This window comes from Planktothrix pseudagardhii, from assembly GCF_904830925.1.
In the GTDB taxonomy this organism is placed as follows: domain Bacteria; phylum Cyanobacteriota; class Cyanobacteriia; order Cyanobacteriales; family Microcoleaceae; genus Planktothrix; species Planktothrix tepida.
Genome location: NZ_LR882967.1, coordinates 1,504,434 through 1,530,185 on the forward strand (window position 1 = coordinate 1,504,434; position 25,752 = coordinate 1,530,185).

Below are 25,752 nucleotides of genomic sequence, written 5' to 3' on the forward strand. Positions count from 1 at the left end.
TCTATGTCTAGCGATTCCGATAGCCTTTTTATTTTACCTCTACAAAAAGCCATTATTCCCAACCCTCTGACGGTGAAACCACAGACTAGATTAATAGATGCGATCGCCCTCCTCAACCAATCTCAAACAACTTGTTCCTTAACGTTTCATTCCTTGGGGTTGAATTCTGCACATACCTGTTTAATTGTGATTGAAAATAACCGACCTGTGGGAATATTAACTCATCGAGATATTGTTCGCTTGATTGCTCAAAAAGTTAAGATTGAAAATTTCAGTGTTGGCGAAGTGATGACTCAACCTGTGATTACTCTCGAACAAAGTAAATTGACCCATCTGAATGCAACTTTAAACTTATTACAACACCATCAAATCCGTCATTTACCTTTAGTAGATTCTGAGGGAAAATTAGTCGGTTTACTCACCCATCGAGATCTAAGACATTCCCTAGAACCAACGGATTTATTAAAACTCAGAATTATTGAAGAGGTAATGACAACAACTGTTGTGCAAGCACCGACGACAACTTCTTTATTAGAACTAGCTGAATTAATGAGTGCTGCTCTGGTGAGTTGTATTGTTTTAGTTGAGGAAAAAATCTGTAATGAAGAATCCTTAAATATTCCTGTTGGTTTATTGACAGAAGGAGATATTCTCAGGTTTCAAGCCTTGGGTTTAAATTGGAATTTAGAAGCTCAAGTTGTCATGAGTTTCCCCGTTTTTTGCCTCCACCCCCATGATAGTTTATTAGCGGCTCATGTGTTGATGCAGCAACGCTATATTAATCGAATCCCAATTGTAGGCGATCGCGGTGAACTGGTTGGGATTATTACGCCCAGCAGTATTTTAAAAGCGATTAACCCCCTTGATTTATTACAGATGGTTGAGGTTTTAAATCAGAAAGTTAATCAATTAGGAATGAAAAATCAATAAATGGATTAATGAGTGAGTTGAGGTACGGCTCGATAGTTCCATTTGGGTAAATATTCATCAAAAACAATTTTCAGAGTTTTTTTGAAATGATCAGTTACCTTCCGACCCGTTTGATAGACCTGATCAACGACATTAACAACGACAGATAGCCCTGTATTAGTACGAGTTTTTTCCATGAGAGTTTTGACCAAACCAAGACTGGTAAAAATCACTCCTTGACAAGCTCGAGTTAGATGAGGAAAAAGTCGATGTTCAATGGGATTATATTTAGATGTATAGGGAGGGTAATGAGCAATTCTGATCTCAATTCCAATTTCATCCACTAACTTTTGTAAATCTTGTTTAAAAATATAATGATTAGCATTATTACTGCCACCCCCATCACACTTAGCTAAAATCGAATTGGCATGAGGATAGAGAGCTTTTCCATAATGATTCCACCAATGTTTAAGAGCATTACAAGCAAATTCACTGGTATCTTTACTGTTACCTAATGTTACATATCCTCGGTTTTTTTGAGTATCGTAAATGCCATGGGGAATGACTTTTCCATGACCTAAGCTCCAAAAATCATGATCCCAAGTAGTAACAGGCTCAGTTGTATACAGAGTACCTGGACGATATAAATTCCCTAAAACTTCTTTCTTTTTAGTGTCAAAACTAATAATAGGATTACCGGCTTCTCTATACAGGGTATCGAGTCTAGCAATATTTTCAAATTGAGCATTTCGGTCTTTATTAATTCCTGTAGTTTGCTTTTTTTGTGCTTTTCGCTTGACATACCCATGCTTTTTTAAGAGTTTCTTTACGGTGGGAGGACTGATATTAAATCCGGCTTCCTTAAGTCCCAAAGCAATTTCTTTGTGGGTTAAATTAGTCCATTTAATTGACTCGTTCATAGGATCTCCGGCTGTGCGGGACTTTAACACTTCTAAAAAGGCTTCATCTATTCCAATTTGGGTGGAAAAAATACTTTTTCTTCCTCCTCCTTTTTTTCTAATTCTTACATCATTAATAGTCTGTTCATCCAGTTCTTTTAACTCTTTTATTCCTCGGACGATTGTGTTTCGAGTACAACCCAACAGTTTGATGATATAACTAATTCCTCCCCATCCCAGTTTTTGAGCCTCTATCGCTGCATATCTTCTTTTATCCTTTTCTGATAAAGAGTTATAAAACTTTTTCATTTCTTCCTCAATTGAACTAGAATAAAACATAGGTTTTAAGTTAAGTTGTGTAGTTTAATCGAAAAATCCGTTGCCCGGTTCTCTCAATTTTTGTAAAATCTGCCATCAGTGCCTATACTTCATTATACCTGAAGCCCATCAAGTTATTACTTTTTCATTCCTTAGAAGCGGATAAACTTCAGTTACTCCAAAGTCAAAATACCAAACTAGAAGAGAAAATTCACAAACGCACAGAAGCGTTAAGAATTGCCAATCAAAAATTGCAAAGCGAGATCAAAAACCGGAGTTTAATTGAAGCTAAAATTGCTTTTCAAGCTTCTTTGTTAGATCAAGTCAGAAATGCCATTATTGCCACAGATTTCCAGGGAAAAATTATCTATTGGAATCAATATGCTGAAATGTTATATCAGTGGAAAAAGGAAGAAGCTCTGGGAAATAATATTATTAATTTTTTTATTCCTGTAGATTATAAAAATTTAGCCGAAGAAATTGTTAAAGAAGTTCAAAATCAAGGATACTGGGAAGGAGAATTTACCATTTCCCGCAAAGATGGTAGCACATTGCCTATTCATGTTTTTGATACGTTAATTCGAGATCAAGCGGGAAATCCAATCGGTTTAATCGGGATTAGTTTTGATATTAGTGAACGCAAAGAAGCGGAACAGAAATTACAGCAGCAGGTACAACGGGAACGACTATTCTACCAAACGGCACTCCATATTCGTCAATCGTTGAAGTTAACCAATATTCTGAATAATGCCGTGGTTGATATTCGTGCCATTCTCAATTGTGATCGGGTTTTAGTGTATCAATTTGATGCGGAATGGAATGGCACCATTGTAGCGGAATCTATTGCTGAAGGTTTAACGTCTAGCTTAGGAATTTATTTAGAAGATACTTGTTTTAAAACCGGAAAAATTTCACCTTACTTTCAGGGTAAAAAAAGCTTAATCAACAATATTGAAACCGCTAAAATAACAGAATGCCATAAACACCTTTTAGAGCAATTTAATGTTAAAGCAAATCTCGTTGTTCCCATTTTAATTCCCGATAAAAATCGAGAAAACGAAACTGTGATTTGGGGGTTATTAATTGCTCATCAATGTTTTTCCCCTCGGAATTGGTATCCAACCGAATTAGAATTATTAGATGAAATTGCCGTTCAACTGTCTCTAGGAATTCAACAATCTCAGTTATATCAAGCGGTGCAAACGGAACTAGAAGAACGCCAGAAAGTCGAACAAGAATTAAGACTTTTAAATCAAGAATTAGAAACCCGAATTCTGGATCGAACCGCTAAATTAGAACGTCAAGAACGCAAATCTCGTTTATTTGCAGAAATCGCTTTAAAAATTCGTCAATCTTTAGATATCGACCAAATTTTACAAACCACTGTCACCGAAGTTCAAAAGATTTTAGGTTGTGATCGTCTCTTAATTTATCGGGTGTTTTCTAATGGCACAGGACGGGCGATCGCAGAAAGTGTATTACCCGGATGGCGTTCTGTTTTGAGTGTTGATTTTCCTGAAGAAGTTTTTCCCCCCGAATATCAACAATTGTATGATCATGGAACGGTAAAAGCAATTGCTGATATTCATCAAACCTATCAAGAGGTAACACCGTGTTTAGTTGAATTTTTGCAGGAATGGTGTGTTAAAGCAAAACTGATTGTTCCGATTTTAAAAAATCATTATTTGTGGGGATTTATGATTGCCCATCAGTGTACTTGCCCGCGACAATGGACAGAATTTGAAATCGAACTGATGCGCGAAATTGTCGATCAAGTGGGTGTGGCATTAGAACAAGCTCAATTAGTAGAAACCATTCGAGAACGAGAACAATTTATTGAAAGTATTGCTGATAGTAGTCCGAATATTTTATATATTTATGATTTAGAAGAAAAACGCAGTATTTATAATAGTCGATCCTTAACTCCCATTCTAGGATATACTCCCCTAGACATTTCGGCAATGGGTGATCATTTCTTAAGGATTTTTCATCCTGATGATCAAAAAGCGGTGTGCAAACATCTTCAAAAAACAGCCCAACTCAATGATCGAGAGGTGAGTTATATTGAATATCGAATTCAGCATCAGAATGGGGAATGGCTGTGGTTTTCTAGTCATGCAACTGTTTTTAAACGAGATCAACAAGGTAAGGCTCAACAGATTTTAGGGGTTGCTCAAAATATAACTGACCGTAAACAAACTGAATTAGATTTATATGAAAGTAATCAAATTTTAGAAGCCATTAGCCATGCTCAAGCTCAATTTATTACCAATGGAGACTCCTATCTTCTGTTGGAAAATTTGCTATCTTCAATCTTAACATTAACCCAAAGTGAGTATGGGTTTATGGCAGAAGTCTTCTCTGGCCTTAATGGAGAAAGTTATCTCGAAGAATATTATCTGAAAAAACAAGGAAATCCCCATTTAGAAATCCATCCCATGACTCATAATATGTGCAGCCTAGACTTTAACTGTATTGAGGAGGAGACAAAACAAGCTGAATATTTTAATATAAAAGCCTTTTTTTGTACCGTCATTTTAGCGGGAAAGCCCGTTATGATTAATCATTCAATTCTAAGCACCACAAGACACCCAGAACGTTTACCCGACGAAAATCATCTGACTCTAAATAGTTTCTTAGGTCTACCCTTTTATACCCATAAGGAATTATTGGGTGTGGTGGCGATCGCAAATCGACCCGGAGGGTATGACCAAGAACTGATTGATTATTTACAGCCTTTCTTAGCAACTTGTAGTAATATTATTGAAGCTGATCGAACTGAACGCTTACATAAACAAGCTGAAGACAATTTAAAACGACAATTAGCAGCAGTAGAAGCTTCTATTGATGGGATTTCAATTCTTAAAAATGAAGAATATATTTATCTTAATAATGCTCACTTAAAGCTTTTTGGTTATCGTCATCCTGATGAATTATTAGGGAAAAGTTGGCGAGTTCTTTACACCCCCGATGTAGTCGAATGGTTTGAAAATCAGGTCTTGCCAATTTTAACCCAACAAAAATTTTGGCGGGGAGAAACCATTGCTTTAAGAAAAGATGGCACAACCTTTAATCAAGAAGTGTCCTTAACACTGACAGAGGACGGAGATTATATTTGTGTTTGTCAAGATATTAGTGAACGCCAAGCGGCTCTCCGGGAACGGAAAAATGCCGAAATTCAACTGCGACGAACCAATGAACAATTGGCGATCGCAAACGCTCAACTTGCTCGTGCATCGCGTCTTAAAGATGAATTTCTAGCCAATATGAGTCATGAACTCCGAACTCCGCTCAACTCAATTTTAGGAATGTCAGAAGTTTTGCAAGAAGGAACCTTTGGGGTATTAAATGATAAACAAAATCAAGCTTTAGAAATGATTTACCGCAACGGTAAACACTTACTAGAACTGATTAATGATATTCTCGATCTCTCTAAAATTGAAGCTGGAAAATTAGGCTTAGACTGTTCTCCAGTGTCCGTTAATGAACTTTGTCAACACAGTTTAAGCTTTGTTAAACAACAAGCCCATCAAAAAAATATTCGCCTCAGTTATCAAATTGAAGATGTAACAGAAGCACTCAATGTTGATGAACGACGAATCCGTCAGGTGTTAATTAATTTACTCAATAATGCCGTAAAATTTACCCCCGAAGGAGGACGGGTGAGACTGGAAGTTCGAGGAGATCTCGATGAACAAACAGTGAGTTTTTCTGTGATTGATAATGGTATTGGTATTGGTCAGGATGATCAAGATCAATTGTTTGAAGCTTTTGTTCAAATTGATAGTCGTTTATCTCGACGTTATGAAGGAACAGGTTTAGGATTAGTTTTAGTTAAAAAACTCGTCGAAATGCACGGGGGGACGGTGAAGATTGACAGCCAATTAGGACAGGGAAGTTGTTTTACGGTGACACTGCCTTGGACTCGTGTATCGTGGAGAGAAACACCCCGATTAACACCCAGCGAACCGTTAGATCGCTTACCCTTTTCTGGGATATCTTCTCATGGATTAAAACGTCCTTTAATTCTGCTGGCTGAAGATAATTCTGATAATATTCAAACCCTACTCAATTATTTACAAGCCAAAGGATTTGATGTGGAAATAGCCTTCAATGGAATTGAAGCCATTCAAAAAGCTCGGAGTTTGCAACCGCAAGTGATTTTGATGGATATTTCCATGCCAGAAATGGATGGTTTAGAAGCGATGCGCCAAATTCGGCTTGATCCTAAACTCACAACCCTTCCCATTATTGCATTAACAGCTTTAGCTATGCAGGGAGATCGAGAACAATGTTTAGCCGCAGGGGCGAATGAATATCTTCCTAAACCTGTACAACTGCGACAGTTAGTTCAGTTAATTCAGAGTCTGATCCATGATTATCACAGGAATTAATTCATGAATTATCACAATATTCACCTGGGAAAAACTCGAAAGCAAATCTATTTCTTTTTAATCGGGATTTTGCTTTGTCTGGGTTTGGGAATCTTAGCCAGTTGTTTTCAACAATCTACAACCCCTCTATTAGTGGGGATCAATGATTGGCCAGGTTTTGCCCCTTTATATTTAGGCAAACAGTTAGGTTACTATCAAAATAGTTCGATTAAAATTGTAGATTATCCTTCCACAACAGAAATTAATCGCGCCATTCGCAGTGGGAATTTACAAGCAGGAGCAATTAGTCTTGATGAAACATTACTATTAGCCGAAACTTTTCCTCAAATTCGGGTGATTCTGTTAGTTGATTTATCCAATGGTGCAGATGTTATCCTGGGAAAACCGCAGTTAAATACCTTATCGGACATTAAAGGAAAAAAGGTCGGGGTAGAAAATACAGCATTAGGGGCTTATATGTTAAGTCGGGCACTTGATCAAGTGGGACTTTCAGTGCAAGATATTAAAATTGTTTCTTTAGGGTATTCGGAACATGAAGATGCCTTTAAACAGGGTGAAATTGATGCCGTTGTTACCTTTGAACCCACTCGTTCTAAATTAATCGAAACCGGAGCGAACGTTTTATTTGACAGTAGTAAAATTCCGGGTGAAATCGTGGATGTGTTGGTGGTGCGTCAAGATATTATAGAAACACATTCAAAAGATTTAGAACAGTTAATTCGAGGTTGGTTTATGGCTTTAGATTATCTGAAACAACAACCGGAGAGTGCTGCTCAAATCATGGCAGAACGGGGAGGAATTACACCGAAAGAATTTTTATCTTCTCTGAAACTCCTAAAATTCTTTACTCCCGTTGAAAATCAAAACCTTCTTTCCCAAACTGATCCAAGTTTGGTGAAGGCATCCCAAAAATTGTCTAAATTAATGCAGGAAAAAAAACTGCTCAACTCAGATATCCAATTTTCGTCTTTATTGGATCAGCGTTTTGTGACTCAATTTTATAAATCTAATCCATGAAACGTTTGGCTTTTACTATCCCTCTGCGAGTCGCTATTCCTAGTTTATTACTCTTTTTGGGTAGTGGACTGGGTTTATATGGGTTCATGACAGAGGTAAAAGAAACCTATGAATATCAGGAAACTGAAATTTATCAGCAGGCGGATTTTTATAGTGAAAAAACCGTGCAATTATTAGAATTTATCTTACGCCGATCTACCAGTTCCAGTAGCAGTTTAGATGGGGCAAAAATAGTTGTTGGGGAAACAGGGGAACAACCGAATTTAGAATTATCGGCATTTCTGAATGAAAATAATATTATTATCTTTTCCACTCACTACGATTTACAAAAACAAGCTATAAAAGATACTGATTTAGCTTATCTTTACCCGAAAATTCAAGAGGTTCAACAAACCCAAATGCAACAAAAGATTTGGTCGGCTGATCGACAATCTTTAAAAGTGATTACTCCCGTTACGCTACCTCCAAAGCCGAATGAATTGCGGTCGAGATTTGGAACTTTTTTATCTATTTATGACTTAAATCAACTCAAAAAAGAAGCTTTTCAAGATGCTTTAAATCGCTCTCTAAAAATGAATGCTGTAGTCTTAGGAATTTGTTTTTTAGTTTGGTTATTTTTTGAATTGAGTTTAACGAAACGAGTCTCGCGGTTAGTCTTAGTGAGTCAGAATTTAGCTCAGGGAAATTTAAGTGATCGCAGTCGTTTACCCGGATCTGATGAATTAGCAAAAATTTCTCATGCTTTTGATAAAATGGCTGAAAAAATCGAACAGGATACCTATGATTTACAACAATCTAAACTCGAATTACAAGAAAAAGCCACCGCATTAGAAACGGCTTTAACGCAATTAAAACAAACTCAAACTCAATTATTACAAAGTGAAAAAATGTCTAGTTTAGGACAACTCGTTGCGGGAATTGCCCATGAAATTAATAACCCGGTTAGTTTTATTTTTGGAAATATTACTTATGCTGAAGAATATACCGATAGTTTACTCGATTTAATTGCTCTCTATCAACAATATTATCCCCAACCTTACCCCGAAATTCAAGCCAAATTAGAGGATTTAGAGCTAGACTTTCTGGAAACTGACCTTAAAAAAATCTTCCAGTCAATGCGAGTTGGAAGTCAAAGAATTGCTGATATTGTTCAATCCTTACGTTCATTTTCTCGGTTAGATGAATCCGATCTTAAAACCGTTGATTTGCATGAAAATATTGATAATACCTTGATGATTTTAAAACATCGTCTCAAGGCACAATCTTCTCGCCCAGAAATTAAAGTCATTAAAAATTATGGCAATATTCCCTTAATTAACTGTTATGCGGGTCAACTTAATCAAGTATTTATGAATATTTTAATTAATGCCATTGATGCGTTAGGCTCGGTTCAAGACAATGAGTTTTGTAAAGTCCGAACCTCAACGTCTCCTCAAATTTTAATTCAGACTGAAACCCTGATTGACTCCGAACACAAAACCTGGGTACAAATTGAAATTTCGGATAACGGTTTGGGAATGTCTGAAACCGTGCGAAACCGAATTTTTGAACCCTTTTTTACGACGAAACCCGTTGGTCAAGGAACCGGAATGGGATTAGCCATTAGTTATCAAATTGTGGTGGAAAAGCATCAAGGTCAACTGTTGTGTACCTCTCAACTTGGAGAGGGGAGTACCTTTGTGATCACCTTACCGTTATCTACAATGTCGAACACTGAGGCGGTAACACACCTGTAGGCTGTGGTGTCCCTTGGGGGGGATTCGTGACTAATTCTATCGCTCCATCCGCCCTGACAATCCATCCTTGGGCTTCTTGAATGGGTGGGTTAGGGGTTGTTTTTACAGCCCCCCGTAGAGACGCGCCAATAGTCCCCGGTAGAGACGCGCCATGGCGCGTCTCTACGAGATTAATCCAATTTATGAAAGTCGGTTCAGAGGTTAACGCATCATTGGGACTTGGTGGTAAACCTCCCCGTCCGGTAATCACAAATTGATTCCCTTCCTTTCCTGAACATCGCGTTGCAATTAAGGTGGTGGGGTCAACTAAATTGGTTGGTAACTCCACTAACCCCGCGCTGGGGTCAACTTCTGGACTACTAATTTCCACCGCCCCGCTAAACTCGGCCCCTAACTCACTGGTGGCGGTAATATCACTTTGGGGGGTTTGGAATTCTCGAAATTGTGTCCCGAAAACCCCTTGAGCATTAATTCTCACCTGTCCGCCTTTTCCTGCTTCCGCATTCGCCGTAATATCACTATTTTCTAAAGCGACTAAATCGGAAGTACCCAGGGTAATATTTCCCCCGTCAGCGTTTCCAGCATTGGTGGTAATTTGACTCCCCCGCCGCAATTCAACGCTTTGCGCTGTGGCGCGAATATTTCCCCCCGTACCCGCAACCGTTGCAGCACTGATGGTTCCTTCATTATCCAATCGAACTTGATTCGCTTGAATTTCTAAGTTACCCGCCGCCCCTTCATTGGTTCCTCGCACCCCAATTTCCGCTCCATTTCGCACCGTTAACCGTCCGGTATTAATCCGCAAATCCCCCGCACTTCCAGCCCCACTGGTATTAGACTCAATGGAACTCGGCACAATGCCATCGCCAATGATTCCAAAGGAAACGGATTCAACGGATTTATCAATATTAGTGCCAAATCCAACAACATCAATGGATTCCGAGGCATTTAAGGTTAAATTTCCCGCCGACCCTTCTCCTCCGGTTGCTGCCGAAATTTGGGCACCATCCTGTACCACTAATCGTTGGGTATTAACGGTTAAATCTCCCGCCGGGGCGGTTCCTTTTTGTCCCTGGACAGTTAATAGGGAAGAAGAAGTTAATAACCCGCTCAAAAACCGTCCATCCTCCGACACCCCCCGCAGGTTGACAGACTCGGCATTTACCGTTAAATTGCCGCCTTTGCCAGCCCCCGCCGCCGATGCAGACACTTGCGCCCCCTCTGCAACGGTGAGTTGACGGGTATTAACGAGGATATCCCCAGCGGCTCCGGTTCCCAAGGTGGCGGTAAATAACCCCGCCGGGACGGCGACACCGGATGTCACCCCCCGGAGTTCTACGGTATCCGCATTCAGGGTAATATCGCCTCCTTGACCTGCTCCTGAACGTCCTGGACTGGTGATAATATATCCATCTTGCAGAACCCGCAATTGAGGCGTAACGATATTAATATTTCCGGCACTTCCTGAACCAATGGTTCCGGTAATTAGAATGGAACCTTGGGTAATATCCGCGAACCTAGAGGCGAAGAGGGAAATATTTCCCCCGGAACCTTTGCCCAAGGTTGGGGTTAGAATAGCCGCCCCATTCATGACTTGCAATTGGGCGGTATCCAGGGTAACGTTTCCTCCAGTTCCTTCACCTGCCGTGACGCTAAAAATCCCATCATAGAGACTTTGGGGATTAAACTTTTCGGTTAATAATTGTTCCAGAAACGATAGGGGGTCAGTTCCCACTAAATTAATGGAATTTTTAGCCGTAATATTAATATTGCCTGCATTGCCTGTGCCGATGGTTGATGAAGAGATAAACGCCCGATTATCTAAACTAAATTGTTCCGCTTGAATTTTAATACCCCCTCCATTAAGAGCATCATAGGTGTTAGAAAGAATCCGGGAACCATCGGTTAAAGAAATGTCTCCCCCTTGCATAACAATTAACCCTCCTCCGGCTCCACTGCTATCAATTTGACTTTGGCGGAAGAGTCGAATTGAACCTAATTGAAAATCAGGGGACGTAAAGACATAATTTGCAGGTTGTAAAGACCAAGTGCCATTTTTTAAGGCAGCTAATTCAATTTTACCGCCAAAAGCCGTGAGATTTCCTTGATTTAAAATGACATCTCCACCGATTAAACGAATAGTCTGACCGGGTTGAACTTGTAATCCTGTATTGGCAGCTTTTCCATCAATACCAATGCCTAACCCTTGGGATTGATTAGTGATAGAACCCGGTTGATTTCCCATCTGTAACCCAATGGGAACATTAACGGTTAATAAAGGCGGTGCTACGGGATTTGTGGCGCTAAATTCGCTGCCATTATCAAAAATAATACTATTGGCGGTACTGGCTGTAAAAGAACCCCCAATATTGAGTTGAGCGTTAGGGCCGAATAAAATTCCATTGGGATTAATTAAGAATAAATTGGCGGTTCCATTAGCTTGAATTAAGCCTTGGATATTGGAAATATTATGTCCTGTGACGCGACTAATAATATTTTGAATATCAACGGAATTATTGAAAAAAGCGGCACCACCTTCAGGAATTGAAAACTCTTGGAAACTATGAAATAAATTGATTCCGTTTTGGGTTCCCCCTTCAATTTTCATCAGATTACCATCGGGGGTAACTCTGGTATTTTGAGGTAAGGTTTGATCGGGTATGATTTGGGCGATCGCTTTTTGAACATTCCCAGCATAAATCAAAGAAAATGTCAATAAAATTAATCGTATTTTGGGCAAAAATTTATAATTTTTAAGATGATTATTCATATTTAATCCCTTGAATTAGGTTGTAAAACTTTTAGGGTTTAGCTGTTACCAGAATGATTAAGACAAAGGCTGATGCTCAAACCGAAATCGTGAACTTTTTTCCTCTGTATTCCCGGCTATATTCTTGGGAGTTGGTAGTTCCTGAGTCATAGGAATTTCAATAATAAATTCTGTTCCTTCTCCTGGGGTGGAAATACAGCGTAAACTTCCGTTATGTTTTTCTACTACAATATGTTGACTAATCGATAAACCAATTCCTGTGCCTTTTCCAACGGGTTTTGTGGTAAAGAAAGGTTCAAATAAATGATGAATAATATCCTCTGCCATTCCCCCGGCATTATCCCGAATGGTAATCGAAATATTATGATCATTAATAATATCGGTTTTAATCCAAATTTTATTCGGATTAACTTTAAGTTCTTCTAAATTTTTGTGTTGACTATTTTCTTCAATGGCATCAATGGCATTGGCTAGAATATTCATAAAAACTTGATTCATTTCTCCCCCGTAACATTCGACTAAAGGCAAAGCAGGACTATATTCTTTAATCACGCGAATGGCAGGATGATCCGGTTTAGATTTTAAGCGATTTTGTAAAATCATTAAGGTGTTATCAATTCCTTCATGAAGATTAATCGCTTTCATTTTTGATCCATCCTGACGGGCAAAACTGCGTAAACTTAAAACAATTTCTCGAATACGTTCTGCTCCCACTTGCATCGATTCTAACATTTTGGGCAAATCTTCCAAAATAAAATCTAATTCCACAGCTTCCGCTTCTTCTTGAATGGTAGGATTAGGTTGCGGATAATACTGTTGATACAGTTCAAAAATCTTTAAAATATCATCAATATATTCTTGAACATAGGCTAAATTTCCATAAATAAAATTAACCGGATTATTAATTTCATGGGCAATTCCTGCTAACATTTGCCCTAATGCTGACATTTTTTCGCTATTTACCAACTGATTTTGAATAACTTTAATTTGACTTAAAGATTCATATAAAGCCGTTTTAGCTTTTTGGGATTCTGTAATTTCTTGTTTTAATTTGTCCTGAGCTTCAGCCAATTCTTGACAATAACATTCAACTTTTACCTCTAATTTATTATTAATTTCTTTTAACTCCAGATTCTCCTGGGTTTGGCAGACTAATTCTTCTTCTAATAATTCATAGGTTTTTAGGATGGCTTTTCGCTCTTTAGCCATTTTACAATAGCTTTTGAGTTTCAGAAATAACTCATCTTTTTCTATATAGGTGGAGAGATAATCAATAATTCCTAAACTTAATGCTTTTTTAAAACAGTCTTTGTCGGGATTGTCTGTAATCCAAATAATGGGAATATGTTGAGTTGCATCAGATATATTTAACTGTTCACACAACCGCAATTGTTTTTCATCTAGCTTGTCAACGGCGATAAAAATCAAATCGGGGAGAGAAAATATCACTGAATTTAGATCTGCTTCCACCGGATTTAAAGACAATAAATTAACCTCTTCTAGGCTGAACAAATTCAATACAGCCTGAAGGTCTAGGGAGTGATTATCAATAATTAAAACAGTGGTTAAGTCAGACTTGTTCATCATTTCTTGTCCCCCAATGGATAGGCAAACTTCACAATTGATTGCCTTTGATACATAACTTAAAGATGGGCGTGGACAACGAACAGTTTCAAAAAAGGTATAATTTATCGTTTCTTTTAACTGGCTTGCCCTAACATTCCCTAAAGATTACCCCGGATAGTTCAATCATACAATATTGTGATCAAAAGACAGGAAACAGGGGGCGTAAAGTCGTGACGGTGGAGTGCAGATTGTATGAAATGTTAACATACCACAAACTCCTGAACACCAACTTTACCGGATTGATTCCATGAGCTTTCAATGTCCCGTCTGTAACTCTCCCTATCAAAAACCGATTCCTGAAGCTTGTTTAGTCTGTGGATGGGATTTACAATTTAATCTATCAATACCGGAAGATTTAGAACAGGAACAAAAGCGTTTAGACTGGGCAAAAAAAACATGGGAACGCTTACAAACTCTTAAACTTTCTCAACAAAAACCTCATTTCTCATCAAAAAAAAGATTAACTCTTACTGATATTTTACCTCGCTTAGAAAGTTTAGAACTTCAACTGCAACAAGCAACCCTAGAACGACAACATTTACAAAGTTTGTTAGATTCGATTTTACACTATTTAAAAGCGTTCAATTCTGAATTATCTCTCAATCAAACCTTCCCATCTGTTACAGATTTTGATTCTAATATCACTTCTACATTTCCCTTATCAGAAGTTGGAATAGATTATAGTTCCCTAATTGAATTATTAGCAAAGGGAGATTGGAAAACAGCAGATGAATATACTTGGCAATTAATTTTATATATTGGAGAACGGGAAGCCGAAAAATGGTTAAGAGTTGAAGATATTGAACAATTTCCCTGTACGGATTTAAACACTTTAAACTGGCTTTGGGAATATTATAGTCATGGATTATTTAGTTTAACCAGTCAATGGCAAATTTTCTATGATTTAGATGGAGATTATACAAAATTTTGTGAGCAAGTCGGTTGGCGAATGGGAGACAGTTGGATTTATTATGAGGAATTAAATTTTACCTTGAATGCACCTCTAGGACATTTACCGATTATTGCTTGGCGAAAACGAGCGTGTTACGGTGTTGGAACTACAACCCCCGATGAAAATTTATCCTCATTTTTTTCCCGCTTATCTATGTGTAGTAAGCCCTTAAGGGCTGAATTCCCCAAAACCTAAAAATATAACAACAATCCCTCTATAGCAATTCTATTTGAGTTGTATCCAAAATTTCTGCTCAAAAGGGAACAGGGAACAGGGGTAATACTTCTAGCTGTTTCATAATCCTGTTAAAGATTATGGGAAAGATTGGGATGATTAAGAGAGAGGGAAGGAAGAAAGCCCTGAAGGGCTTACTACGAGGTTAGGCTTTTTTTAGAATTAACATATCTTGGTAATTCGTCCCAAAATTTCTTCCACACCATAAGCCATCATATTTCGCTGAAACGGTAAATCCTAATGCTTCAATCCACTGCATAACAGAAGATTCCCGATGACCCATTGAAGCTTCAGGAATGTCTAAATCGGTACAAAAAGAACCTTCTATCTCATGGATTAAGTTCTGAGAACTTTTCCCAGTTTTTATTAAAGCTTCTGATTCTTCATTTAATAAAAATAACGTACATAAGCACCGTCCTCCGGGTTTCAGAACGCGATGTACTTCTTTCAGATAATTCTGAACCGCATTCGCATATAAATGGGTAAAGACAGAGGTTAGGAAAACAAAATCAAATTGTTCATTTCCATAGGGAAAAGAATAGTCTTCTACTTTAATTGTTCCTTCTGTATTATAGCGTTTATTATAAATATTTGCCCATTGAAAGTTAAAATTCGGTCGATGTTCATGAATAACAGATTGACTCCAGTTAATCCATTTTTCCACAATATCAAACCCTTCATAACGGGCGGTATCATCTAAATAATAGCTGAGGGAATAGGCCATGCGCCCGACTCCACATCCCGCATCTAAAATCGATTCATGGGGTTTTAATTGCGCTTTATTCACAAAATGACCCAGAAAATCACACGCGACAAATTTAAAACTACCACCTACTCCTAAGCGATCTTCTTTTTCAGGAACCGGAAGGGTTGATTCTAATAAATTAAATAAAACTTCTCCCTCTTCTCCCTTTACAATAGGAATTAACTGCACTAAAGTATTAAATTGCTCTGGTGCAATTTTGTCTAAAGGGATATAAATAAAAAATCGAGCTTGATCAGAATTCGGTAAAGTCGGAAAAAGCTTTTGAACATCAGGACTAGGGAGATTTTTTTCAAGCTTAAATTCAGTAATTTCTTGATTCCCAATCCTTAATTTAAACTGGTCTATGGGTTCTCCTTGAATAGAGGTGATCCATCCTTTCAAGCGGACATGATTGGCTTCTAGGGTAACATCTCCTAAACAGCCTAGGGTTTTAAGGGATTGTGTTAGAGTCATATCGATTTGAGGGCGAGTTAAATGGGGTGAGGTTATGTCGTTGTTAAACAGTTTATAATAAAGGTTGCAAGACTTCGGCGATTACATCTTGTTGTTCTGCATCATATCCCCAACGGTCTAAAAATTCTTGATAGGTTCCTTCACCGGTTTTCGCACTATCAAAAAGTTGTTGAACTCGCGATCGCAACTGGGGAAAATTCAACCGTTGAATTAAATTAGAAGACCGTTGAGAAACTCGTTGAGAACTGCTCTCCATTTCGGTGTTATTATGCCGACGATGATATACAGCCATTGCTGCCGACATTGCTATATTTTTCACCAGTAATTCGGATACAATTTCGGGTGATTTTTGTAGAGCTTGGATCACAGCATCTGTAGGTTGATTACAGAAGGGGCGAGGATCAGTTAAATAGGTGACAAAAAATCCCCTTGCGCCATTTTGAGTTGTCACCAACTGAACGATTACCGTTTCAATTTCGGCCTCAAATAACTGTTTTTCTTCAATTTTATCCAGTAAGGTTTGAGTAATTTCAATGGCTTGCTCAAACGTGATATTTTCGGGAACCGATAGGGAGGATAAATTCAACATAGATATTGTTTGATAAACTGTTTAATCAAGATTTTGATGACACCCAAAACCCAAAATGCTGTTAAGCGTCTTTATTCTCTGAGGTAGTTTTGATATTCGTCAGCAGACAAGGTATTCTCTAACTCTATGGAATTATTAACTCGAATTTTAACTAACCATCCCTCTCCATAGGGATCATCTGATATCAATTCAGGGGAATCTTCGAGGGTTGTATTGGATTCAATCACTGTACCCCCGATGGGTGTATAAAATTCTGCCACTGCTTTCACAGATTCAATGGTTCCCAATTCTTCACCTTGAGAAACCTCAGTTCCTACACGAGGTAATTCCACAAAGACGATATCTCCGAGTTGATTCACAGCAAAGCTCGTAATGCCAATAGTGGCAATTTCGCCCTCTAGTCTGACATATTCATGATCATCTGTATATCTGAGGTCGTCAGGATAGTTTGCCATAGTCATTCCTCACTATCGATTAACTCTATTAATTGTTCACCAAACCTATTAAACTACAAAATTAGAATCAAAACAGGTTTGCCTCTGAAAGATTGCCATGAACCGCCAGACGTTGATCAAACGCTTTGTTATTGGTGAGTTTTCCCTAAAACGAATGATCCGTTCTCTGATAATTATCTATGTCGCTGTTGGGGCTTGGGCTTATTTCTACTCAGAACGTTTGATTTTTGTCCCTCAACCTTCGAGTTATGTACAAACTCCCGAATTCTTAACCCTAAAAACAGTCAAGGGTGTGAAGATCACCGCGTTATATTTACCGAACTCAAAAGCAAAATACACGATTCTCTACAGTCATGGAAATGCTGAAGATTTAGGGGATAATCGTTTTTTGTTGGAACGATTTCGTCAAATGGGATTTGCTGTTTTTGCTTATGATTATCCCGGCTATGGAACCAGTGAAGGAAAACCTTCAGAACAAGGTACTTATCAAGCGATTGATGTTGCTTACAATTATCTTACACAACAGTTAAAGATTCCCCCTAATCAGATTATTGTTTATGGTCGTTCTGTCGGTGGGGGGCCATCAGTAGATTTAGCGTCCCGTCAACCGGTGGGGGGATTAGTTCTGGAAAGTACATTTATGAGTACCTTTCGAGTCAAAATAGATTTTCCTTTATATCCTTTTGATCGGTTTGCTAATCTTAGAAAAATTCCTTTCGTTAAAGCTCCCGTTTTAGTGATTCATGGAACGATAGATCAAGTGATTCCCTTTAGTCATGGACAACGGTTATTTGACGCGGTAAAAACCCCTAAATTATCCTTTTGGCTGGAAGGAGCTAATCATAATAATGTGATTGAAGTTGCAGGTGATCGCTATGAACAAAAATTACAAGAGTTTATCCAAATTATTAAAAATTAATTTTTCTAATTCCTTGTGATATTTTCTCGGATATATAGCAAATCTAAATCAGGGGTATGAATGACTTAAAACCTAATCTATCGTCAGAGATTTGTGTCTATTTTTTGGGATTAATAATCTTGATACTTAGGATTGTACAATCTATTTAGACTTTCTATAGCATCTAAAAAATCAATCTCTAAGTTAATTTTCTTGCATAAAAATCTTCATCCGCTTTTTTCAATGCAGGACGTTCCATTAGCTGCTGTACATAATCCTTGACCGGAGAATTTTCAGAAAGCATTCCTAATCGTAACGCCCATACTAATACACCCCCTGTCACTACATCCGCAGCACTGAAACGATTATCTACAAGATAGGTTTGAGTTTTTAATAATTCGTTGAGAGGTTGGGCGACTTTATTAAACCAAATTAAGGCTTCTTCAGCCGGAACTTTTGTTTTTTCTTTTTGAGGTAGAAGTTTTTCAGGTAAATTCGGTAAAACATTAAACATAAATTGTTCAACAGGTGCTTCTAAAGTTAAAGAAGCATAAAATAGCCATTGATAGTAATAACTTCGAGCCGCAGAAGTTGGGCTGGGTGCTAATTGTTTTTCAGGAAATTTATCGGCTAAATAGGCACAAATGGCGGCGGATTCAAACATGATGATATCGCCATCCACTAATACAGGAACTTTTCGATGGGGATGCAATTTTTCATACCCTGGCTCCTGAGTCATTGCCATCGTCACATAAACTAATTCATAGGATATTCCGAGTTCTTCTAATATCCAACGGGGACGCACGGCTCTGGTTGTTGGAATATAATATAACTTCATTTTGATCTGGATTTTTTATATACAAAAATACCAAAATTATTTTAATACAACCTGACCAAAAGCTACTATTTTGTATTATTTCTTGACTCTCTTCCTATCAAACTGATGATTCATTTCTGGCTTCTAAAAAAGATGCTTTGTTAAGTATTTGTGCTTATATAATCAAACTTTATTAATAAGATGAGAAATATCTCTTATATTGATATACCTTTAGGACTATCTATATACTAATATCTATGGTATGTTTGTATTCAACAGCAAAAAATCTATGTGGTCTTCCGGGGTCGATGAAACTCCAAAAAGCTACAAAGCCCCAGGAGTAAGGGTTTACTCCATTTTTAATCTTTTTGCAAACTGATCAATAGGTCACACCAATGGCTGATTTTTTTCTAAAGACCATTTGGTGGATACCGTGCTACCCATTAATCGGAGCATTATTATCTACCCTCTGGTTTCCCTCTATTATTCGACGCACTGGCCCCCGTCCGGCTGGATATGTCAATATCATCACCTCCTTATTCGCCTTTGTGCATGGGTTAGTCGCCCTCACGGAAATTTGGGGTCATCCCCCCCAACGGTTGATTATTCCTTGGTTTAGCATCGTTGACCTCAATTTATCAATTCCCTTAGAAGTCTCCGTTGTCACCATTGGCGCCACCTTAGTGATTACTGGGTTAAATTTATTGGCCCAAATTTACGCCATCGGTTACATGGAAATGGACTGGGGGTGGGCGAGGTTTTATTCGCTTTTAGCTTTATTTGAAGCGGGGTTATGTGGATTAGTGCTGTGTAACTCCCTATTCTACAGTTACATTATTTTGGAAATTCTCACCCTGGGAACCTATTTATTAGTCGGGTTATGGTTTAACCAACCCTTAGTAGTAACAGGGGCTAGAGACGCCTTTTTAACCAAACGGGTCGGAGATTTATTCCTATTAATGGGAGTGGTCGCCCTATTTCCCCTCGCTGGAACTTGGGATTTTACAGAATTAGCTCAATGGTCACAAACGGCTCAAATTGACCCGAACGTTGCCACCTTATTAGGGTTAGCATTATTAGCAGGGCCATTGGGAAAATGCGCTCAATTTCCCCTGCATTTATGGTTAGATGAAGCGATGGAAGGCCCCCTTCCCAGTACGATTTTACGCAATTCCGTTGTCGTTGCAGTTGGGGCTTGGGTCTTAGTCAAAATGCAACCTGTTATTGCTTTGTCTCCTTTTGTAATGTCAACGGCGGTGTTTATTGGGTTGGCAACGGCTGTGGGAGCCAGTTGTATTGCCATTGCTCAAATTGATATTAAACGCTCCCTTTCCTATTCCGTGAGTACCTATATGGGCATCACCTTTATTGCAGTGGGAACAGGACAAACTCAAACGGCTCTTTCTCTGTTATTAACTTATGCTTTTCCAATGGCTTTATTAGTCATGACCACGGGGGGAATTATTAGCAATAATATCACTCAAGATTTAACTCAATATGGGGGATTGTGGTCACGACGTCCGATTTCAGGATTGTGTTTTTTAGCGGGAATGGCGGCGTTAATTGCCGTTCCTCCCTTTGGTGGCTTTTGGACAATATTAGAGTTAGCAGAAACCCTTTGGGAAAATGAACCTGCGATTGCATTTTGCTTGTTTTTAGTGAATGGTTTAACAGCTTTTAGTTTAACCCGTGAATTTGGGTTACTGTTTGCTGGAAAACCGAAACAAATGACCACCCGTTCCCCGGAAGTGTTATGGGCGATGGTATTACCCATGACAATTTTAGCGGGATTTTGTTTACATATTCCCTTATTATTAAAACAGTGGAATTTGTTACCCCAAGGAGAACATATTAATCTCACCGTTGCTGGATTATTAACTGCTTCAACTTTGGTCGGATGTGGGCTTAGTGGGTTAATTTATCTCAATAACAATTGGCCGAAACCCGTTAAACTTCCCTCCCAAGCATTACAAGACTTTTTTGCTTACGATTTTTACACCGCAAAATTGTATCGAGTCACGATTATTTTTGTAGTCGGATTAATCTCTAATCTCATGTATTGGGTTGACCGCTATATCGTTGATGGCTTTGTAAATTTAGTGGGACTTGTAACGGTTTTTAGTGGACAAAGTTTGAAATATAACGTTTCTGGCCAAACCCAATTTTATGCCCTGACGATTATTGTCGGAGTCACCTTATTATTAGGGTTCTTTTCCCTAAATCCGTTTTAAAAACAGCATTCTTTGGATGACTGTTTTAACCTTGAATTAAGTGTGAGGAAATTATGCGCGGAATTGAAAACAATCTCAACGTCTCTCGCCGGAATTTATTAAAATTTGGGGCTGTTGCTGCGGGAACTGCTGCTTTAACCGTCGGTTTAGGAACAAAAGCTAATTGGTTAAAAGAGAAACCTGCAATTGCAGGGAATAATATTACCCCTGATGAAGCCTTAAACCAACTGTTAGAAGGAAATAAGCGGTTTATCGAAAATAAACGCAAAAATCCCAATCAAAGTATGGGACGAATTCAAGAAGTTGCCCAAGGACAAACCCCCTTTGCTGCTATTCTCAGTTGTGCAGATTCAAGAGTTCCTTCAGAGATTATTTTTGATCAAGGTTTTGGAGATTTATTCGTAGTTCGTAATGCGGGAAATATTGCTACACCTGAAGAAATTGGCAGCTTGGAATTTGGCACATTAGTGTTAGGAGCAAAAGTCCTAATGGTGATTGGACATAAAAATTGTGGAGCCGTGCAAGCCACCATTGATGGGAATGCCGTTCCGGGTAAAATTGGCAGTATTTTAGACGCGATTAAACCTGCTATTAAGATGAATCAAACCTTAGAAGAAAGCATCATTTCTAATGTCAAATTAGGAATCAGTCGTTTACAAGCTTCTCCGGTTATTTCCCAATTAATCAAAGAGGCTAAATTAAAAATAGTCGGAGGTTACTATAACCTGGATACGGGAATGGTAAAAGTGGTTGCATAAACCTGTCTCAAGCAAGTTTATAATTAATTCCATTGCATCAAAGATAAACTTGCTTTTTGAACAGTTTCAATATCATAACCAGGGAGGACAACATGGCCCCAGATTACGATAAACCCAATTATACCCGCCGTGATTTATTACAATATGGAGTTTGCATTGTGGGAACAGCCTTATTAACGGCTGGAGTCACAACAAAAGTTTTAGACCGAGAAAAAAAGAAAATTGTCGCTGAAACTTCGAGTTGTGAACCCCCAGAAATCACCCCAGAAAAAGCCTTAGAAACCTTAATGTTAGGAAATGAACGGTTTATGGAAAATAAACCCAAACATCCTAACCAAAATCGGGAACGCATGAAAGAAGTTACCGCAGGTCAAAAACCTTTTGCTGCTATTTTAGGCTGTGCTGACTCCAGAGTACCCGCCGAGATTATTTTTGATCAAGGGTTAGGCGATATTTTTGTAGTTCGTAATGCGGGAAATGTTGTTACTCCTGAAGAAATGGGAAGCTTAGAATTTGGAGCCTTAGAATTAGGAATTAAAACAATTATGATTCTAGGTCATCAAAAATGTGGAGCCGTTAAAGCTACTCTGGACGGAAATTCTGTTCCCGGTCAGATTGGCAGTATTATTGATGCCATTAAACCTTCCATTAAAGGCAAACCAACGTGGGAAGAAGCGGTTACTGCCAATGTTAAACTCCAAATCACAAAGTTAAAGTCTTCTCCGGTTATGACTCAATTAATTGCCAATGATAAATTAAAAGTCGTCGGTGGTTTTTATGAATTAGAAACTGGAAAAGTTAAACTGATTACCTAAACCCGTTCTGGCAATAGAAATTATATTCCCAGAAGAACTCGGCTTCTGATAAATCATTTCTATTGCTATTATCCAAACTTTAAAACTGATCATTTTACTTTTTTTCAACTCGGTAAGTTATGATAAAAAAAGTTTGGAATCTGAATTTAAAACCTACTTTTGGGTTTACTTAAATATCCCTGAAATTACCCCTCATTTTAATCCCCTAAGCTTATGTTGAGTGCTTTAATTATTATTCCCGTTTTAGGAGTCTTGTTAATAGGACTGTTACCTAAACAATTGTCAACCCAGCAAGTTCGTTCCATTGCCTTAGTTATTACCAGTATCATTTTAGTTTGGACAGTAAAACTTGCCTTTGATTTTGATTTAACTAATCCTCATTTTCAACTGCAAGAATATTTAGCCTGGATTCCCCAATTAGGATTATCTTACAGTTTAGGCATAGATGGTTTATCCTTTCCCTTAATCGGATTAAATGGTTTATTAACCTTAATTGTCATTGCCAGCAGTCATGGAAATATTCACCGCCCTCGTTTTTATTACTCCATGATTTTGTTAGTCAATGCAGGCATAGCTGGAGCATTCCTATCCGAAAATTTGCTGCTGTTTGTTCTATTTTATGAACTCGAACTAATTCCCGTATACCTTTTAATTAGCATTTGGGGCAGTGAAAAACGCGCCTATGCGGGGATGAAGTTTCTAATTTATACCGCCCTTTCAGGGATTTTGATTTTAGCCGGATTTTTAGGCATGGCTTGGCTCAGTGAAGCCGGAAGTTTTGATTATTCTGCCATTCAAACCCAGAACTTTGCATTAAATACTCAGTTAATTTTACTCACGGTTTTACTGTTAGGATTTGGCATCAAAATTCCCCTAGTTCCCCTGCATACTTGGTTGCCCGATGCCTATGTTGAATCTTCTCCCCCAGTCACAATTTTATTAGGCGGAATTCTAGCAAAATTAGGAGCCTATGGTTTAATTCGATTTGGTTTACAACTGTTTCCTGAAGCTTGGCATATTGTCAGCCCTGGACTGGCAACAATTGGCGTGATTAGTGTGTTATATGGAGCCTTAACTGCTATTGCTCAACAGGATATTAAACGCATGGTGGCTTATAGTTCAATTGGTCACATGGGTTATATTTTAGTTGCCGCTGCTGCTGCTAATGAATTAAGTTTAATTGGGGCAATTGCTCAAATGATTGCTCACGGTTTAATCCTGGCAATTCTATTTCAATTAGTCGGCGTTGTGGAAGAAAAAGTGGGAACCCGTGACTTAAATATTCTCAATGGTTTAATGAACCCCGTTCGCGGTTTACCCCTCACCAGTTCCCTGTTAATTATGGCAGGAATGGCGAGCGCTGGTATCCCCGGTTTAGTTGGATTTGTTGCTGAGTTTCCGGTCTTCCAAGGAACATTTGCCGTCTTCCCCATTCACAGTTTATTGTGTATTATTGCCTCTGGTTTAACTGCGGTTTATTTTGTCATTCTCCTCAACCGTACCTGTTTTGGAAAACTCGATAATAGCTTGGCTTATTATCCGAAAGTTAGCTTATCCGAACAAGCTCCAGCCTTAATTTTAGCTGCTTTAATTTTTGTTCTCGGTATCCAACCCACTTGGTTATTCCGATGGATGGAACCCACTGCACAGTCGATGGTAATTGCTTTAAATAACGCTGTTCCCACTCAAATTGCAATTAAACAATAACCCCCTAGAAACCGGGTTTATAGCTTTAATTTTCAGATAAAATCAGGATTTTTTGTTAAGAAACCCGGTTTCTGTGTCCCCCCTTAACAACAATTAAAACTAGGAAAAAATCATGACAACAGCAACCTTACCTCAAACAAAATTACCCCCCTCAACCCATGAATTTTCGGAGATTATTCATCGCTTAGAAGCAGGGGGTGCAATGTTACCCGATACCCCTGAAAATTTAATGCAAATTATCGGGATTTATAAAGCTTATGCAGTGCCGATGGATTTTTATTGGCGGGATTTACTCTATATTGCTGAACAAGTTTTTTTAAATCCTTTACCCTTTTTAAAATATTTCATTCCTAAAGACTATTTAGACCTGCATAATCATTATGCGGGAGATGATGCTGACTTAAGAATATGGCGAGGAGAAGCCACTGCACACCCGGAATTATTAGCCTTTATTGAAAAAGGTGAAACGGGAAAAATGCCTAAATTATTGCATCATTTATGGCATGATCGGGTTAATATGGAATTTGCAGAAGCTTGTATGCAGGCGATGTTTTGGCATCGAGATATGGGGGGATTATTTGACCCTTATTTAGATACCGATGAATATAAAACTAACGCAGATAAAGCGATTAAAGCTTATTTTAAGAAAAATCCGATGATGATGGGATTGTATAAACTATTCCCAGATTTATTTATAGAACAGGTGAGAATGATGTCCTATTATAGCAATTTAGGACTGTTTTGGGAAGTCATGGCTCCGGTGTTTTTTGAAATGAGTGATCTCTATGATGAAGGCAAAATTACCAGTGTTCCTGAAGCGATGAATTTTCTGGTTAATGGGATTTTTGCGATCGCAGGTCGTCCCATTTATCATCACGTTTATATTGATGGGGAATGTTATGAAATTATCCCCAAATCAAAAGGGTTTATGTGGTTATATGAAGCGGCATTACCCTACGTTGAAGCGGTGTTTTATCGGACGTCTCCCTTCCGAGGAACAAAATCCTATAACGCGCAAGCAAAGCAAGTTCCTGATGATCAAAAAGACTTCCATTATGGCATTCTTTATGCTGATATTTTCCCCGTTGGGACAGCCGGAATTCCTCCAACATTATTAATGCAAGATATGTTACATTTCTTGCCTCCTTATTTAGTCGAATATTACCAAAAATATTGTCGAGGTGAGGATGATATGTTGATTCAGTTGGCGAATAGTTTCCAACGCTCAATGTATTGTGTTACTTCTGCGGTCATTCAAGCGTTACGCACGGCTTTACTGTATCCTTTAGATGATCAAAATCCTAAACATTTGATGGCAAATCGTCAATTTTTTGAAGCGCAATTAGATCGATTTAAACGTCCCGAAGCTCGATTAAGAGATATTCAACGCTCTGATTATCGTTAAATT

General features: G+C 38.3%; 18 protein-coding genes. 11 read left to right on the forward strand and 7 right to left on the reverse strand.

The features are described from left to right. The first annotated feature begins 3 nt into the window (after positions 1 to 3). Entirely contained in the window at positions 4 to 930 is a 927-nt protein-coding gene (locus NMK36_RS06360; RefSeq protein ID WP_254173333.1) for a CBS domain-containing protein, read from the forward strand. Between the two features lie 5 nt (positions 931 to 935). On the opposite strand, the gene NMK36_RS06365 is transcribed toward NMK36_RS06360, so the two are convergent. Then, positions 936 to 2,147, reverse strand: a complete 1,212-nt coding sequence (locus tag NMK36_RS06365; protein ID WP_072721577.1) for an ISAzo13 family transposase — start codon at positions 2,145 to 2,147, stop codon at positions 936 to 938. 230 nt (positions 2,148 to 2,377) lie between these two features. On the opposite strand from NMK36_RS06365, the gene NMK36_RS06370 reads away from it, so the two are divergent. From NMK36_RS06370 to NMK36_RS06380, 3 genes are read left to right on the forward strand one after another with little or no spacing between them, the layout of a single operon-like run. After that, a complete protein-coding gene (locus NMK36_RS06370; protein ID WP_254173334.1) occupies positions 2,378 to 6,520 on the forward strand; it encodes a PAS domain S-box protein in 4,143 nt (1,380 codons plus the stop codon). 3 nt (positions 6,521 to 6,523) lie between these two features. Further along, positions 6,524 to 7,537 (forward strand): ABC transporter substrate-binding protein, encoded by a 1,014-nt coding sequence (locus NMK36_RS06375; RefSeq protein ID WP_072717192.1) that lies wholly within the window; start codon positions 6,524 to 6,526, stop codon positions 7,535 to 7,537. Then, entirely contained in the window at positions 7,534 to 9,273 is a 1,740-nt protein-coding gene (locus tag NMK36_RS06380) for an ATP-binding protein (protein WP_254173335.1), read from the forward strand. The genes NMK36_RS06375 and NMK36_RS06380 overlap by 4 nt, the downstream gene beginning before the upstream one ends. On the opposite strand, the gene NMK36_RS06385 is transcribed toward NMK36_RS06380, so the two are convergent. Both NMK36_RS06385 and NMK36_RS06390 read right to left on the reverse strand, forming a co-directional pair. Beyond that, entirely contained in the window at positions 9,236 to 12,043 is a 2,808-nt protein-coding gene (locus tag NMK36_RS06385) for a beta strand repeat-containing protein (protein ID WP_254173336.1), read from the reverse strand. The two genes, NMK36_RS06380 and NMK36_RS06385, sit on opposite strands and share 38 nt — an antisense overlap. Before the next feature lie 57 nt (positions 12,044 to 12,100). Further along, positions 12,101 to 13,630: an ATP-binding protein gene (locus tag NMK36_RS06390; RefSeq protein ID WP_254173337.1), complete on the reverse strand. Its 1,530-nt coding sequence runs from the start codon at positions 13,628 to 13,630 to the stop codon at positions 12,101 to 12,103. Positions 13,631 to 13,916: 286 nt separating this feature from the next. Here NMK36_RS06390 and NMK36_RS06395 point away from each other — a divergent pair, with 286 nt between their 5' ends. Further along, a complete protein-coding gene (locus tag NMK36_RS06395; RefSeq protein ID WP_254173338.1) occupies positions 13,917 to 14,816 on the forward strand; it encodes a GUN4 domain-containing protein in 900 nt (299 codons plus the stop codon). A 184-nt stretch (positions 14,817 to 15,000) separates the two neighbouring features. Here NMK36_RS06395 and NMK36_RS06400 read toward each other — a convergent pair whose 3' ends face one another. The 3 genes from NMK36_RS06400 to gcvH all read right to left on the reverse strand — a co-directional run bounded on the left by NMK36_RS06400 (position 15,001) and on the right by gcvH (position 17,124). Beyond that, positions 15,001 to 16,074 (reverse strand): class I SAM-dependent methyltransferase, encoded by a 1,074-nt coding sequence (locus NMK36_RS06400; protein ID WP_072717188.1) that lies wholly within the window; start codon positions 16,072 to 16,074, stop codon positions 15,001 to 15,003. 52 nt (positions 16,075 to 16,126) lie between these two features. Then, entirely contained in the window at positions 16,127 to 16,663 is a 537-nt protein-coding gene (locus tag NMK36_RS06405) for a hypothetical protein (RefSeq protein ID WP_072717187.1), read from the reverse strand. A 71-nt stretch (positions 16,664 to 16,734) separates the two neighbouring features. Then, positions 16,735 to 17,124, reverse strand: a complete 390-nt coding sequence (gene gcvH, locus NMK36_RS06410) for a glycine cleavage system protein GcvH (protein WP_222425193.1) — start codon at positions 17,122 to 17,124, stop codon at positions 16,735 to 16,737. 148 nt (positions 17,125 to 17,272) lie between these two features. Between gcvH and NMK36_RS06415 the strand changes: the two genes are divergently transcribed. Further along, on the forward strand, positions 17,273 to 18,037 hold the full coding sequence (locus NMK36_RS06415) for an alpha/beta hydrolase (protein WP_254173339.1): 765 nt from the start codon (positions 17,273 to 17,275) through the stop codon (positions 18,035 to 18,037). A gap of 178 nt (positions 18,038 to 18,215) precedes the next feature. On the opposite strand, the gene NMK36_RS06420 is transcribed toward NMK36_RS06415, so the two are convergent. Further along, entirely contained in the window at positions 18,216 to 18,854 is a 639-nt protein-coding gene (locus NMK36_RS06420) for a glutathione S-transferase family protein (protein WP_072717184.1), read from the reverse strand. 374 nt (positions 18,855 to 19,228) lie between these two features. Here NMK36_RS06420 and NMK36_RS06425 point away from each other — a divergent pair, with 374 nt between their 5' ends. The 5 genes from NMK36_RS06425 (at position 19,229) to NMK36_RS06445 (ending at position 25,749) form a co-directional block, all read left to right on the forward strand. Continuing rightward, positions 19,229 to 21,064, forward strand: coding sequence for an NAD(P)H-quinone oxidoreductase subunit F (locus NMK36_RS06425; protein WP_254173340.1), 1,836 nt, complete (start codon positions 19,229 to 19,231; stop codon positions 21,062 to 21,064). A gap of 53 nt (positions 21,065 to 21,117) precedes the next feature. Beyond that, the gene (locus NMK36_RS06430; protein WP_254173341.1) at positions 21,118 to 21,822 is read left to right on the forward strand and encodes a carbonic anhydrase; all 705 of its coding nucleotides are present in this window, start codon (positions 21,118 to 21,120) and stop codon (positions 21,820 to 21,822) included. A 92-nt stretch (positions 21,823 to 21,914) separates the two neighbouring features. Next, positions 21,915 to 22,637, forward strand: a complete 723-nt coding sequence (locus tag NMK36_RS06435; RefSeq protein ID WP_190521739.1) for a carbonic anhydrase — start codon at positions 21,915 to 21,917, stop codon at positions 22,635 to 22,637. A 213-nt stretch (positions 22,638 to 22,850) separates the two neighbouring features. Next, positions 22,851 to 24,344 (forward strand): NADH-quinone oxidoreductase subunit M, encoded by a 1,494-nt coding sequence (locus NMK36_RS06440; RefSeq protein WP_254173342.1) that lies wholly within the window; start codon positions 22,851 to 22,853, stop codon positions 24,342 to 24,344. Positions 24,345 to 24,456: 112 nt separating this feature from the next. Beyond that, entirely contained in the window at positions 24,457 to 25,749 is a 1,293-nt protein-coding gene (locus NMK36_RS06445; protein WP_254173343.1) for a CO2 hydration protein, read from the forward strand. Positions 25,750 to 25,752 lie beyond the last annotated feature (3 nt).

What these genes read in the sequence shown, in the direction of transcription:
- NMK36_RS06360 (WP_254173333.1), top strand. Translation starts at nt 4, where the DNA reads ATGTCTAGCGATTCCGATAGCCTTTTTATTTTACCTCTACAAAAAGCC.
- NMK36_RS06365 (WP_072721577.1), bottom strand. Translation starts at nt 2,147, where the DNA reads ATGTTTTATTCTAGTTCAATTGAGGAAGAAATGAAAAAGTTTTATAAC.
- NMK36_RS06375 (WP_072717192.1), top strand. Translation starts at nt 6,524, where the DNA reads ATGAATTATCACAATATTCACCTGGGAAAAACTCGAAAGCAAATCTAT.
- NMK36_RS06380 (WP_254173335.1), top strand. Translation starts at nt 7,534, where the DNA reads ATGAAACGTTTGGCTTTTACTATCCCTCTGCGAGTCGCTATTCCTAGT.
- NMK36_RS06385 (WP_254173336.1), bottom strand. Translation starts at nt 12,043, where the DNA reads ATGAATAATCATCTTAAAAATTATAAATTTTTGCCCAAAATACGATTA.
- NMK36_RS06390 (WP_254173337.1), bottom strand. Translation starts at nt 13,630, where the DNA reads ATGATGAACAAGTCTGACTTAACCACTGTTTTAATTATTGATAATCAC.
- NMK36_RS06395 (WP_254173338.1), top strand. Translation starts at nt 13,917, where the DNA reads ATGAGCTTTCAATGTCCCGTCTGTAACTCTCCCTATCAAAAACCGATT.
- NMK36_RS06400 (WP_072717188.1), bottom strand. Translation starts at nt 16,074, where the DNA reads ATGACTCTAACACAATCCCTTAAAACCCTAGGCTGTTTAGGAGATGTT.
- NMK36_RS06405 (WP_072717187.1), bottom strand. Translation starts at nt 16,663, where the DNA reads ATGTTGAATTTATCCTCCCTATCGGTTCCCGAAAATATCACGTTTGAG.
- gcvH (WP_222425193.1), bottom strand. Translation starts at nt 17,124, where the DNA reads ATGACTATGGCAAACTATCCTGACGACCTCAGATATACAGATGATCAT.
- NMK36_RS06415 (WP_254173339.1), top strand. Translation starts at nt 17,273, where the DNA reads ATGATCCGTTCTCTGATAATTATCTATGTCGCTGTTGGGGCTTGGGCT.
- NMK36_RS06420 (WP_072717184.1), bottom strand. Translation starts at nt 18,854, where the DNA reads ATGAAGTTATATTATATTCCAACAACCAGAGCCGTGCGTCCCCGTTGG.
- NMK36_RS06425 (WP_254173340.1), top strand. Translation starts at nt 19,229, where the DNA reads ATGGCTGATTTTTTTCTAAAGACCATTTGGTGGATACCGTGCTACCCA.
- NMK36_RS06430 (WP_254173341.1), top strand. Translation starts at nt 21,118, where the DNA reads ATGCGCGGAATTGAAAACAATCTCAACGTCTCTCGCCGGAATTTATTA.
- NMK36_RS06435 (WP_190521739.1), top strand. Translation starts at nt 21,915, where the DNA reads ATGGCCCCAGATTACGATAAACCCAATTATACCCGCCGTGATTTATTA.
- NMK36_RS06440 (WP_254173342.1), top strand. Translation starts at nt 22,851, where the DNA reads ATGTTGAGTGCTTTAATTATTATTCCCGTTTTAGGAGTCTTGTTAATA.
- NMK36_RS06445 (WP_254173343.1), top strand. Translation starts at nt 24,457, where the DNA reads ATGACAACAGCAACCTTACCTCAAACAAAATTACCCCCCTCAACCCAT.